Here is a 12,574-nt window from a genome sequence, read left to right as displayed (position 1 = left end):
CGAGGTGCCCGGCGAAATTTCGATCGCGCCTTTGCGGGCCAGGGCCTGCAAATGCTCTTCGGCCGCATTGGCCGATTTGAAACCCAATTCGTTGGCGATTTCGGCACGGGTCGGAGGAAAGCCCGTGTTTTCAATCGCGTCCTTGATCAGGTTCAGGATTTGTTCTTGTCGTGCTGTCAGCTTGATCATGGGGGTGGGCGCATACTGAAATGCTGTCTATATGAACAGTCTGTATTTTTGTACAGTATCGCCGACTATGCAAGCGACTTTCGGCCTTTTTCAGCGATTTTGATGGAAAAAGTGCCGGCGTGCGAAAAAAACACGCTGCTGCGGCCGTGGCGGCCGCAAACGCCAGGCACAGGGTTGCCCGGTTTGCAAAAGCCGGTTATAATCTTCGGCTGACCTTCCCACACTCGTCTTGACGCCGAGGTGGGCGATTATCAATCCGACCTGAAGGAGTTTGCATGCGTCATTATGAAATAGTCTTTATCGTCCATCCGGACCAAAGCGAGCAAGTGCCCGCGATGATCGAACGCTACAAAGCCAGCGTAACCACCCGCGGCGGTTCGGTTCACCGTGTGGAAGATTGGGGCCGCCGTCAAATGGCTTACTCGATCCAAAAGCTGCCTAAAGCACACTACATCTGCCTGAACATCGAATGCGACAACGAGACCCTGGTCGAGTTGGAAACAGCATTCAAATTCAATGATGCCGTGTTGCGTCACCTGACCGTTAAAATGAAGAAAGCTGAAACAGCTCCTTCGCCGATGATGAAATCGGTACAACGCGAAGACGCGGCCAAAAGCCACCGCACCGAAGCACCAGCAGCCGCTCCAGCCGCAGCAGCTTAATTGTTGATCAGGAACGTGCGCTGAACCAGCTTCAAGTTACCGCCATCATTGCCGAGCGCGAAATATTGCGCTATACCCCGGCAGGGCTGCCGATTGTGAATGCAGTATTGCAACACAGTTCGCAGCAGATGGAAGCCGGTATTGCCCGTTTGACCGAGTTTGATGTTGCCGCGCTAGCCGCTGGTGAAATCTCAGGCCGGTTCAGCCAGGCGAGCTTGGGCGGGGTGTATCAGTTCACGGGATTCCTGGCCAGGAAAAGCCGCAACAGCAAGAGTTTGGTGTTTCACATCATTGATTTTAGTGCTGTCAATTCTGACTAGCGCATTTTTAGATACAGGAGCCTCACATGGCATTCGGTAAAAAGTTCGACAAAAATAAGCTCAAGCTTAAAGAAAAACGCAAACAGCAAAACCCGCTGTTCAAACGCAAGAAGTTCTGCCGCTTCACCGCAGCTCACGTTGAACAAGTCGACTACAAAGACGTAGACACGCTGAAAGACTTCGTCCAAGAAAACGGCAAGATCATGCCAGCACGCCTGACCGGTACCAAAGCGCACTACCAGCGCCAAGTTGACACCGCAATCAAGCGCGCTCGCTTCCTCGCGCTGCTGCCATACACCGATCTGCACCACGCTTAATCGGTCAGATATTCCTGGAGAAGAACTATGCAAATCATTCTGTTAGAAAAAGTTGTCAACGTCGGTAACCTCGGCGAAGTCGTCAAAGTCAAAGACGGTTACGCACGTAACTTCCTGATCCCGCAACGCCTGGCCCGTCGTGCTACCGCTACCGCGATCGCCGAATTCGAAGTCAAGCGCGCCGAACTGGAAAAAGCTGCTGCCGCCAAGCTGGCTGCATCGCAAGCCCAGGGCGAAAAACTGAGCGGCCTGACCGTTCAAGTTGCTCAAAAAGCTGGCGTCGATGGCCGTCTGTTCGGTTCCGTCACCAACTTCGACATCGCCGAAGCGCTGACCAAGCAAGGTTTTGCTGTTGAAAAAGCACAAATCCGCATGCCTACCGGCCCGCTGAAAGTTGTTGGCGAGCACAACGTTTCGGTTGCCCTGCACACCGACGTGGTGGTGGAAGTGGTGATCGCTGTCGTACCAGACGCAAACGCGTAAATCGTTTGCAGGCCGCGGCCTGCAGGCTTTGCCGCAATAAAAAGCCGGGTTCGCCCGGCTTTTTTGTCGCCTTTTTTTCGCTGATTTTCAGTCCTTTATTTTTGCCCGGACGCCGAAGCGGGTATAATTCGCGCCATGAACGCCCCCTCTGATCCACAACTGGATTCCCTCCGCATACCGCCGCATTCGATCGAAGCAGAACAATCCGTCATCGGCGGCCTGCTGCGCGACAATGCCGCGTATGACCGCATTGCCGACTTCATGCATGCGGATGATTTCTATCGCTATGACCATCGCATCATCTTCGAGCAAATCGTCAAGATGGTGAATGCCTCCAAGCCGGCCGATGTCATTACTGTTTTTGAAACCCTGACCCAGCTCGGCAAGGCCGATGACGTGGGCGGACTCGCTTACCTGAACGCGATGGCGCAAAACACACCATCGGCCGCCAATATCCGCCGCTATGCCGAGATCGTGCGCGATCGCGGCGTGCTGCGCAAACTGATCACCGTCGCCGACGATATCTCGGGCACCGCCTTCAGCCCGCAGGGCAAGGAAGTCAAGCAGATGCTTGACGAGGCCGAATCGAAGATTTTTGCGATCGCCGAAGAAGGCGCGCGCGGCGCCCAGGGCTGGACCGCGATCCAGCCGCTGCTGACGCAGGTGGTCGAGCGCATCGACGAACTGTACAGCCGCGACAATCAAAGTGAAATCACCGGCGTGCCGACCGGTTTCATCGATCTCGACCGCATGACATCCGGCCTGCAGCCGGGCGACCTGGTGATCGTCGCCGGCCGCCCGTCGATGGGCAAGACCGCGTTCTCCGTCAATATCGGCGAGAACGTGGCGATCGACAGCGGCTTGCCGGTGGCCGTGTTCTCGATGGAGATGGGCGGCGCCCAGCTGGCCATGCGTATGCTCGGCTCGGTTGGCCAGCTCGACCAGCACCGCCTGCGCACGGGCCGCCTGAACGACGAAGACTGGCCGCGCCTGACCAACGCGATCCAGAAGATGAACGACGCGCAGCTGTATATCGACGAGACGCCGGCGCTCAATTCGATCGAGCTGCGCGCCCGCTCGCGCCGCCTGTCGCGCCAGTGCGGCAAGCTGGGCCTGATCATCGTCGACTACTTGCAGCTGATGTCGGCCAATACGCCGGGCGACAACCGCGCGACCGAGATTTCCGAGATTTCGCGGGGCCTGAAAGGGCTGGCCAAGGAACTCGGTTGCCCCGTGATCGCGCTGTCCCAGCTGAACCGCTCGCTGGAGCAGCGCCCGAACAAGCGTCCGGTGATGTCGGACTTGCGCGAATCGGGCGCTATCGAACAGGATGCCGACGTGATCCTGTTCATTTACCGCGACGAGGTCTACAACCCCGACTCGCCCGACAAGGGCACCGCCGAAATCATTATCGGCAAACAGCGTAACGGGCCAATCGGCAGCATCCGCCTCACTTTCATGGGGCAGTACACCAAATTTGGCAATTACAGTGGTGGCCTGGCGCTTTACCAAGGCGATTAACACAGCAGCACTGGCATTCCATCGGCCGCCCCCTCCATCACCGGGGGCGGCTTTCTGCAGTAAATAACACGACTCAATGCTTAACGGAGAATGACATGTTTGGACGCTTGATGCCCACAGAGGGCAAGTTTTTTGAATTGTTTAACCAGCACGCGGAACTGTGCGTCAAGGGCGCTAAAGAGATGCTCGGCCTGATGACCAATTTCGACGACCTGGAAAATCGCGTGCATGCCATCGAGAGCATCGAGAAACAGGCCGACAAGGTCACCTACGCCACGGTCGAAATGCTGCACAAGACCTTCATCACGCCGATCGACCGCGACGATATCCATCAGCTGATCACGCGCCAGGACGACATCCTCGACCTGCTGGAAGACGCGGCGCAAACCGTGTCCCTGTACGACCTGAAAGCGGTCACGCCGGAAGCCAAGCGCCTGGCCGAACTGGTACTGGCCTGTACCGAAAAAGTGCGCGACGCCGTCGCCCTGCTGCACAACATGGACAACTCGCGCAAGATCGTCGCCATCTGCGAAGAGATCGACCGCCTGGAGTCGGACGCCGACCACGTGATGCGCGCCGCCATGTCCAAGCTGTTCCGCGACGAGCCGGACGTGCGCAACCTGATCAAGATGAAGGCGATCTACGAGCTTCTGGAAACCGTGACCGACCGTTGCGAAGATGTGTCCAACATCATCGAAGGCATCATCGTCGAAAACGCGTAAGCGTTGGGCCTGTCCTGAACCAGAATCAGAAAAGAACATACCAATGACCATACAAATCAGCATCTACGTGCTAGGCCTGTTGATCGCCCTCGCGCTGCTGTTTGACTTCATGAACGGCTTCCACGATGCCGCCAACGCGATCGCCACGGTGGTCTCGACGGGCGTATTGAAACCGCAGACCGCGGTTGCCATGGCTGCCACCTTCAACTTTGTCGCCATTTTCGTGTTTCACCAGCTGACCGTGGCCGCCACGGTGGGCAAGGGCACCATTGATCCGGCCGTGATCGACCAGTACGTGATCTTCGGCGCGCTGATGGGCGCCATCTTCTGGAACCTGTTTACGTGGTACTACGGGATTCCGTCGTCGTCCTCGCATGCGCTGATCGGCGGCCTGGTGGGCGCGGCGGTCGCCAAGTCCGGCACCGGCGCGCTGGTTGCGGCCGGCCTGTGGAAAACCGTGGCCTTTATCGTCATCGCTCCCGTGCTGGGCTTTGTGTTCGGCTCGATCATGATGCTGATCGTGTCGTGGATTTTCGTGCGTTCGACGCCGCGCAAGGTCGACAAATGGTTCCGCCGTTTGCAGCTGGCCTCGGCCGCCGCCTACAGCCTGGGCCACGGCGGCAACGATGCGCAGAAAACCATCGGCATTATCTGGATGCTGCTGATCGCCGCCGGCTACTCGAGCGCGGCCGATGCGATGCCGCCGCTGTGGGTCATCATCTCGTGCTACACGGCCATCAGCTTCGGCACCCTGTTCGGCGGCTGGCGCATCGTCAAGACCATGGGCCAGAAGATCACCAAGTTGAAACCGGTGGGCGGCTTCTGCGCCGAAACCGGCGGCGCGATCACGCTGTTCGTCTCGACGGCGCTCGGCATTCCCGTGTCGACCACGCACACCATCACGGGCGCCATCGTCGGCGTCGGCTCGTCGCAAAAAATGTCGGCAGTGCGCTGGGGCGTGGCGGGCAATATCGTCTGGGCCTGGATCTTCACGATTCCTGCTTCGGCGTTTGTTGCTGCCGTGGCCTGGTGGATTGGCCACCACATCATGTGATGGATAGCCGCCGCCAGTGAAAAGGGAGCCGTCAGGCTCCCTTTTTTTATGGGTCGAGCTGCGCCTGCTTGCCTCGCCGGCGCGCGTACCCGATGCACAGCACGGCAGTGAGTAGCAGAAACACGATCGGTGCCGCGCCCATCACGGCAAACACGGCGCCATAGCCGCAGGCGCCTTCGGAATGGCTGCCGAACCAGGAGCAGGGCATCAGTTCGAGCGCCATAAAGGCGAGAATGGCGGTCAGGAGGGCCGCCAGCAGGGCCAGGCCGGCAATGGTCAGCAGGTTTTTCATGGGCAGCGTGGGGGCAGGTGGAAAAGAAAAAGGAGCCGCAGCTCCTTTCATCATGCAGCTTACTGGCCGCGCGGGCCCTTGTCGCCGCCCTGGTGTTCCTTCAGGCCGTCATTCTGGCGGATCGCGCCCTTGTCCTGTTCCGCCTGCTGGCGGCTCTTGTTCGCTTCATGCTGGGCTTGCTGATCTTCGCGCTGCTGCTGTTCGCGCGCTTTTTCGCTTTGCTGGGTCATGGTGCTCTCCTTGAGGTATGAAGCTTCATCATGCACGGTTCTGGCGCAGCATACTGTTCGCTGGTCAACATATGCCAGCTTAAACGATTTCCACCGTCATACCCTCGGCGGCCAGGAACACCTGCAACGGTCCCAGCCGGTCTGCAAAGCGCGCCATCACGTCGGCAAACACGGCCTCCAGCTGGTCGTCGCTGCGGGTCGGCTCGTGGTGGGTGCAGTACAGCCGTTTCACGCCGCAGCGCAGGGCCAGTTCCAGGGCGCCGTCGAAGGTGCCGTGGCCCCAGCCGCGCTTGCCTTCGTATTCTTCGCGCGTGTAGGAGCAGTCCATGATCAGGGCATCGACGCCGTTGACCGTCTTGTCGATGGCCCCCTGGCGCCGGTCGATGTCATCTTGGCAGGCCGCGTGTTCGGGCGTGCCGGCGGCATGCGGATTGGCAAACGGTTCGTGGTCGCCGCTGAAGAACAGCGCGGCGCCGCCGGACTCGATGCGATAGCCCAGGTTGATCACCGGGTGGTTCATTTCGGCATTCGTCACCACCGCGTCGGCGATGGCCACGCGTTCGCCTACGGCCAGCGTGCGGTAGCCGATCTCGGCCGCCATGGCCGCTTCGCTGACGGGGAAATAATTGTCCTGCAACTGGGCGGCCATCACGTGGCCGATGCCGTTGCCGGCCGCGTCCGCCGCGCCGTACAGGCGCACCTGGCTGCCGCGGATAAACAGCGGGGCAAACATCGGCAGGCCGTGGATATGGTCCCAATGGCTGTGGCTGATCAGGATATGGGCCGCCACCGGTCCTGGTGGCAACTGGCCAGCCAGCGCAAAGATGCCGCTGCCGCCATCGAGGATCAGCAGCGCATCGCTGGCGGTACGCACTTCGATGCAGGTGGTGTTGCCGCCGTAGCGCACGGTATGCGGACCAGGTGACGGTATCGAACCGCGTACGCCCCTGAAGGTGAATTTCATCGCTGCCTTGTTATAGTGTAACGATTGTTGATTCTATTCCAATTGTCGCACGCGAAACCGCCTTTTTTTATGGTTGTTGTGTTTCGGAAATGTATTTTAACTTATTGTATTTTTGCAATGTACAGCCGGTAGCAGCCGACGGTACACTGGTGTTTCTGCCACTTATCATCGCCCTCTATCATGCTCCAGTTGCACCCCGAGCAAATCGCCCAGCGGCTCGACCAGCTGACCGAACTGAGCGTCGAGCTGGGCCGTGGCGCGGCGCAAGGCATGCTGCATGGCGGCGATATCACGTCCTTGCTGGAGCGCATCGTGATGGTGGCCAAGGACATGACGGGCGCCGATGGCGGCACGCTGTACCGCCCCAGCGCCGATGGACGCAGCCTCGACTTCCATATCAGCCTCAACGACAGCCTGGGCATCCGCCAGGGCGCCAGCGCCGGCGTGGCCATCGGCGTGCCGGGCGTGGCCCTGTGGCTGGCCGATGGCACGCCGAACCTGGCGTCGGTGGCAGCCTATGCCGCACACCGGCGCAGCTCGGTCAATATCGAGGATGTGTACCAGTCCGGCGACTTCAATTTTTCTGGCATGCGCGCGTTTGACGGCCACTACGGCTACCGTTCGACGTCATTTTTGACGGTGCCGATGAGCGACCATGAAGGCGAGCTGATCGGAGTGCTGCAGCTGATCAATGCACAGGACCGCGACACGGGCGCAGTGCGGGCGTTTTCCGCCACCGACCAGCGCTTTATCGAGGCGCTGGCGGCGCAGGCCGCCGTGGCGCTGACCAATCAGCTGCTGCTGCGCCAACTGGAGCAATTGCTGGAGTCCCTGGTCAACCTGATCAATATCGGCATCGATGAAAAGTCGCCGTACACGGGCCGCCATTGCCAGTTCGTACCCGAACTGACCATGATGCTGGCCGATGCGGTGCACGCCACCACGCACGGGCCGATGGCCGGTTTCCAGTTGAGCGATAACGAGCGCAAGCAGCTGTGGCTGGCTGGCCTGCTGCACGATTGCGGCAAGATCACCACGCCCGTGCATGTGGTCGACAAGGCCACCAAGCTGGAAACCATCCATGACCGCATCCATTTGATCGACACGCGTTTCGAGGTGCTGCTGCGCGACGCGGAGATCGCGGCGCTGAAGGCGCAACTGGCTGCGCCCGGGCGCCGGGACGACATCGCGCAAGACTTGCACGCGCAGCAGATGAGGTTGCGCGACGAGCGCGATTTTTTGCGCCACGCCAATATCGGCGGCGAAGGCATGTCGCCCGCGGACCAGCAGCGCGTGCGGCAGATCGCGCAGCGGCGCTGGACCGGCCCCGGCGGCGTGGAGCGCGATTTCCTCGATGCCAATGAAGTGGAAAACCTGACCATCCGTTTCGGCACGCTGACGGAAGCGGAACGCAAGATCATCAACAACCATATTTCCGTGTCGATCCGCATGCTGGAAGCCTTGCCGTGGCCCAAGCACCTGCAGAAGGTGCCGGAATATGCGGGCGGCCATCACGAGCGCATGGACGGCAAGGGCTATCCGCGCGGCCTGACGAAAGAGCAGATGTCGGTGCCGGCGCGGCTGATGGCGATCGCCGATATTTTCGAAGCGCTGACGGCGCGCGACCGGCCCTACAAAAAGGGCAAGTCGCTGTCCGAGTCGCTGCGCATCCTGGGGCAGTTCAGCCTGAACGGCCATATCGATCCCGACCTGTTCGACGTGTTTATCCGTAGCAAGGTGTACCTGGCGTTTGCGCAGCAGCACATGCATCCCGAGCAGATCGACGCCGTCGACGAGGCGGCCATCCCGGGCTACGTGCCCTGATGCGCTGGTCCTCCGCACTGAAAAAGCACGGCGCGCGGCTGCTGCTGGGAGCGACGTTGACCGTGCTGGCCGCCTGCGCCAGCGTCGGCCTGGTGGGCGAGACGGTCGCCGATACGCTGGCGCGCCTGGACGCCATGCTGGGCGACATGCGCATGCGGGCCGACACGCCGGAACTCGACACGCGCATCGTGATCGTCGATATCGATGAAAAAAGCCTGAACCAGATCGGCCGCTTTCCGTGGGGACGCGACGTGCAGGCGCGGCTGGTCAGCCAGCTGACGGCGCACTATGGCGTGGCGGCGGTCGGCTTCGACATCTCGTTTCCGGAAGCCGATACCAGCTCCGGCTACGGCGTGCTGGTCGAGCTGGCCAGGGGCGAGCTGGCCGGCGTGCCGGGCTTGCGCAGCCAGCTCGAACGGCTGAAACCACAGATGGATTACGACGCCCTGTTTGCCGCAGCGATGCGCGGCCAGCCAGTGGTGCTCGGCTACAGCGTGTCCGACCGGCAAAAGAAGGGCGTGCTGCCCAAGCCGGCGTTTACGGTGGCCGACCTGAATGGGCGCACGGTCACGGCGTTCACCGCGCCCGGCTATGAAGCGAACCTGGCCCAGCTGCAGCAGGCCGCGCAAGGGGCGGGCATCTTTACAGCGCTGACCGACAGCGATGGCGTGCTGCGCTCGTCGACCCTGCTGCAGCGCATCGGCGACGGCTATTACCCGTCGCTGTCGCTGGCCACCGCCAGCGTCTACCTGAAAGCGCGCGCGATTGCCCCGGTCTTCAGCCAGACGGCCGATACCCTGTCCGAGGCCGAGCGCGCGCATGGCGGCCTGGACCGCATTGCCTTGTTTACGCCGCGTGGCCGCCTTTCCATTCCCGTGGGCGAAGCGCTGACCACCACCATCCAGTATCGCGGCAACGGCGGACCCGACGGCGGGGCGTTCCGCTATGTGTCGGCGGCCGATGTGCTGCTGGGGGCCGTGCCGACCGAGGTGCTGCATGGCGCCATCGTGCTGGTGGGGACCACTGCGGCCGGCCTGAACGATATTCGCGCCACGCCCGTCAATGCCGAGTTTCCCGGGGTGGAAGTGCACGCCAACCTGATCAAGTCCATCCTCGACGGCCACTTCAAGTCGCGGCCCGACTATGCGCTGGCGCTCGAATTTGCTCAGATACTGGCCGTGGGCCTGCTGCTGGGGGGCGCGCTGGCCGTGGCCACGCCGGCCGCCGCCGTTTTGCTGACCGCGTTCGCGCTGGCCGGCACGCTGGGCCTGAACTGGTGGCTGTATCACGGCCTCGATGCGGCGCTCGACTGCGCCGTGTTACTGCTGCTGATCGCCGCCCTGTTCGTGGCCAACCTGGCCTGGGGGTACTTTTTTGAAGTGCGCAAGGGCAGGGCGCTGGTGTCGCGCTTCGGCCAGTATGTGGCGCCCGAGCTGGTGGCGCAGATGGCCGACAACCCGGACCGCTACAGCATGGACGGCGAGAGCCGCGACCTGTCGGTGCTGTTTGCCGACGTGCGCGGCTTTACGGCCATTTCCGAACAGATGACGCCGCAGGAGCTGCGCGAGTATATCAACCTGTACCTGACGGCCATGTCGGAAGACATCCGCGACAGCCATGGCGGCACGCTCGACAAATATATCGGCGACGCGGTGATGGCGTTCTGGGGCGCGCCGGTGGCATTTCCCGACCATGCGGGCCGGGCGGTGGCCAGCGCGCTGCTGATGCAGCACAGCGCCGCGCGTTTGAACCGGGAATTCCAGGCGCGCGGCTGGCCCGCGCTGCAGATCGGCATCGGCATCAACAGCGGCCTGATGCATGTAGGCGACATGGGTTCGCGCATTCGCCGCGCCTATACCGTGATGGGCGACGCCGTCAACCTGGGGGCACGGCTGGAAGGCATTACCAAGATCTATGGCGTGGGCATCGTGGTCAGCGAATGTACGCGCGCGCAGGCGCCGCAGTTTGCGTATCGCGAACTGGACCGTGTGCGCGTCAAGGGCAAGACCGAACCGGTGGCCATTTACGAGCCGCGCGGCTTGCTGGCTGACATCGACCCACTGGAGCAAATGCTGCTGGCGAACTGGTCGCGTTTGCTGCAACTGTTGCGTGGACGCGACTGGGATGGCGCTTCGGCCATCTTGCTGGATTTGCCACAAGACGGGCTGCGCACGCTGTATGCCGAGCGGCTGCGCCGCTACCGGGCCGAGCCGCCGGGAGACGACTGGGATGGCGTCACGACCTTCGATACAAAATAACCGCCAGTAACATAAATAGTTCTGACTGGAAATCGAAAGCCGTCTAAACTTTGCTTTCAATCAATTGATGGCTGACAGATGCCCATGAGGCCGTGTCAGCCGGACATCACAAGAAACTCTCACATGAAATATCGTCTGGTGCACCTGCTTGCGGGTTCCGCGCTGCTGTTCTGCGCGGCATGCGCAACGGCCCAATCCATTGAATCCGACCCTGATACGCCGCCCGCCGAGAGCGCCATTCCCCGCTTCGCCATCAGCCGCTATGACGTGAGCGGCGACACTTTGCTGGGGCCGGAACTGGTGCAATCGCTGGTCACGCCGTTTACCGGACAGGGGCGCGACTTCGGCGATATCCAGCGCGCCGTCGAGGCACTGGAAGAGGCCTACCGCACGCGCGGCTACACGATGGTGCTGGTCGGCTTGCCGGAGCAGGAACTCGACCGTGGCGCGGTGCGCCTGCATGTAGTGGAGACGCTGATAGGCAAGGTCGCCATCAAGGGCAACAGCCATTTTGACGACGCCAATGTGCGCCGCGCCTTGCCGGCGCTGCTTGAAGGTACCACCCCGAACATGCCGGCGCTGGGGCAAAGCCTGAAGCTGGCCAATGAAAATCCGGCCCGCAGAATCGAAGTGAGCCTGGCAGGCAGCGACACGGACGGCGTGCTGGACGCCACCGTGTCGGTGGCCGACGAGCGGGCGTGGAAAGCCATGCTCAACCTGGACAATACGGGCAGCAAGGACTCGGGCAAGACCCATGCGGGCGTGGTGCTGCAGCACGCCAACCTGTGGGGCCGCGATCATGTCGCCAGCCTGCAATACACGACCTCGCTGGAACACGCCAACCAGGTCGGCGTGTATGGACTTGGCTACCATGTGCCGCTGTATGAACTGGGCGACTCGCTCGATTTTTTCGCCAGCTATTCGAACGTCGATTCGGGCAGCGTGTCGGCCGGCATTTTCGACCTGGCCGTCAGCGGCCGCGGTGCCACGGCTGGCGCGCGCTATAACCGGAACTTTGGCAAGCGCGGCAACTACGAGCCCAAGCTCGTGTACGGCTTCGACGTCAAGGCCTACCGCAACAGCCTGCAGTTTTTTGGCATGGAACTGGGCACCGATGTCACCGTGCATCCGGTCAGCATCGCCTATATCGGCGCCTGGAGCCTGCCGCGCGGCGAGGCCAGCGTGGGCGTGACGCTGGCGCGCAATATTGCCGGCGGCGATAACGGCAGCCAGCGGCATTTCACGCTGGCGCGCCTTGGCGCCAGGGCCAGCTACAGCACCTTGCGCCTGAGCGGCAGCTACAGCCAGGTGCTCGACAGCGACTGGCAATGGCGCGCGCTGGCCAATGGCCAATATACGCCCGATGCGCTGGTGCCGGGCGAACAGTTCGGCATCGGCGGTGCGGCTACCGTGCGCGGCTTCCTGGAGCGCGAAGTGGCCAACGACAGCGGCGCCAACCTGAACCTGGAACTGTACACGCCGACCTGGTGCGGCAGCGGCAGCTACCAGTGCCGCGCACTGGCGTTCTACGACACGGGCTGGGTGCGCCGCAACCATGCCCTGCCCGGCGAAATCGACAGCATGGCGATCGGCTCGGCGGGCCTGGGCCTGCGCCTGACACTGAACCGCTATGCCAATGTGCAGCTCGATTACGCCCATGTGGTGAACCCCGGCGAAACGGGGCGCCGCGATGCCAACCGCCTGCATTTCAGAGTTGGCCTGTCGTACTGAGCCGTCG

The 12,574-nt window shown here is 61.7% G+C and carries 13 protein-coding genes and 1 pseudogene; 10 read left to right on the top strand and 4 right to left on the bottom strand.

Features of this window, described 5'->3' with window-relative positions:
• Positions 1-189 (bottom strand): annotated as a pseudogene (locus tag RTQ46_RS18235) (repressor LexA); the annotation flags it as partial.
• A gap of 275 nt (positions 190-464) precedes the next feature.
• Here RTQ46_RS18235 and rpsF point away from each other — a divergent pair.
• The 7 genes from rpsF (at position 465) to RTQ46_RS18200 (ending at position 5,268) form a co-directional block, all read left to right on the top strand.
• Complete coding sequence (gene rpsF / locus RTQ46_RS18230) at positions 465-851, top strand: 30S ribosomal protein S6 (protein ID WP_010400028.1); 387 nt, start codon at positions 465-467, stop codon at positions 849-851.
• A 20-nt stretch (positions 852-871) separates the two neighbouring features.
• Positions 872-1,171 (top strand): primosomal replication protein N, encoded by a 300-nt coding sequence (gene priB, locus RTQ46_RS18225; RefSeq protein ID WP_034783455.1) that lies wholly within the window; start codon positions 872-874, stop codon positions 1,169-1,171.
• 26 nt (positions 1,172-1,197) lie between these two features.
• Entirely contained in the window at positions 1,198-1,488 is a 291-nt protein-coding gene (gene rpsR, locus RTQ46_RS18220) for a 30S ribosomal protein S18 (RefSeq protein ID WP_010400024.1), read from the top strand.
• A gap of 27 nt (positions 1,489-1,515) precedes the next feature.
• The gene (gene rplI / locus RTQ46_RS18215; protein WP_308925157.1) at positions 1,516-1,971 is read left to right on the top strand and encodes a 50S ribosomal protein L9; all 456 of its coding nucleotides are present in this window, start codon (positions 1,516-1,518) and stop codon (positions 1,969-1,971) included.
• 135 nt (positions 1,972-2,106) lie between these two features.
• Positions 2,107-3,492 (top strand): replicative DNA helicase, encoded by a 1,386-nt coding sequence (locus RTQ46_RS18210; protein WP_312438792.1) that lies wholly within the window; start codon positions 2,107-2,109, stop codon positions 3,490-3,492.
• Positions 3,493-3,587: 95 nt separating this feature from the next.
• Positions 3,588-4,214 (top strand): DUF47 domain-containing protein, encoded by a 627-nt coding sequence (locus RTQ46_RS18205; protein WP_065310472.1) that lies wholly within the window; start codon positions 3,588-3,590, stop codon positions 4,212-4,214.
• Positions 4,215-4,257: 43 nt separating this feature from the next.
• Complete coding sequence (locus RTQ46_RS18200; protein WP_312438790.1) at positions 4,258-5,268, top strand: inorganic phosphate transporter; 1,011 nt, start codon at positions 4,258-4,260, stop codon at positions 5,266-5,268.
• A gap of 46 nt (positions 5,269-5,314) precedes the next feature.
• On the opposite strand, the gene RTQ46_RS18195 is transcribed toward RTQ46_RS18200, so the two are convergent.
• From RTQ46_RS18195 to RTQ46_RS18185, 3 genes are all read right to left on the bottom strand, one after another.
• The gene (locus RTQ46_RS18195) at positions 5,315-5,560 is read right to left on the bottom strand and encodes a hypothetical protein (protein WP_312438789.1); all 246 of its coding nucleotides are present in this window, start codon (positions 5,558-5,560) and stop codon (positions 5,315-5,317) included.
• A gap of 59 nt (positions 5,561-5,619) precedes the next feature.
• Entirely contained in the window at positions 5,620-5,790 is a 171-nt protein-coding gene (locus tag RTQ46_RS18190; RefSeq protein WP_176460862.1) for a hypothetical protein, read from the bottom strand.
• 79 nt (positions 5,791-5,869) lie between these two features.
• Positions 5,870-6,754 (bottom strand): MBL fold metallo-hydrolase, encoded by an 885-nt coding sequence (locus RTQ46_RS18185; RefSeq protein WP_312438784.1) that lies wholly within the window; start codon positions 6,752-6,754, stop codon positions 5,870-5,872.
• Between the two features lie 180 nt (positions 6,755-6,934).
• On the opposite strand from RTQ46_RS18185, the gene RTQ46_RS18180 reads away from it, so the two are divergent.
• From RTQ46_RS18180 to RTQ46_RS18170, 3 genes are all read left to right on the top strand, one after another.
• Positions 6,935-8,578, top strand: a complete 1,644-nt coding sequence (locus RTQ46_RS18180) for an HD domain-containing phosphohydrolase (protein WP_312438782.1) — start codon at positions 6,935-6,937, stop codon at positions 8,576-8,578.
• Entirely contained in the window at positions 8,578-10,836 is a 2,259-nt protein-coding gene (locus tag RTQ46_RS18175) for an adenylate/guanylate cyclase domain-containing protein (RefSeq protein ID WP_312438780.1), read from the top strand. Before RTQ46_RS18180 ends, RTQ46_RS18175 begins: the two co-directional genes overlap by 1 nt.
• Before the next feature lie 123 nt (positions 10,837-10,959).
• Complete coding sequence (locus tag RTQ46_RS18170) at positions 10,960-12,567, top strand: ShlB/FhaC/HecB family hemolysin secretion/activation protein (protein ID WP_312438778.1); 1,608 nt, start codon at positions 10,960-10,962, stop codon at positions 12,565-12,567.
• Positions 12,568-12,574: the final 7 nt, after the last annotated feature.

Source organism: Janthinobacterium sp., from assembly GCF_031995485.1.
Lineage (GTDB): Bacteria > Pseudomonadota > Gammaproteobacteria > Burkholderiales > Burkholderiaceae_D > Janthinobacterium.
Note: the sequence above shows the minus strand (reverse complement) of the source record. Positions and strands in the feature narration are given on the sequence as shown.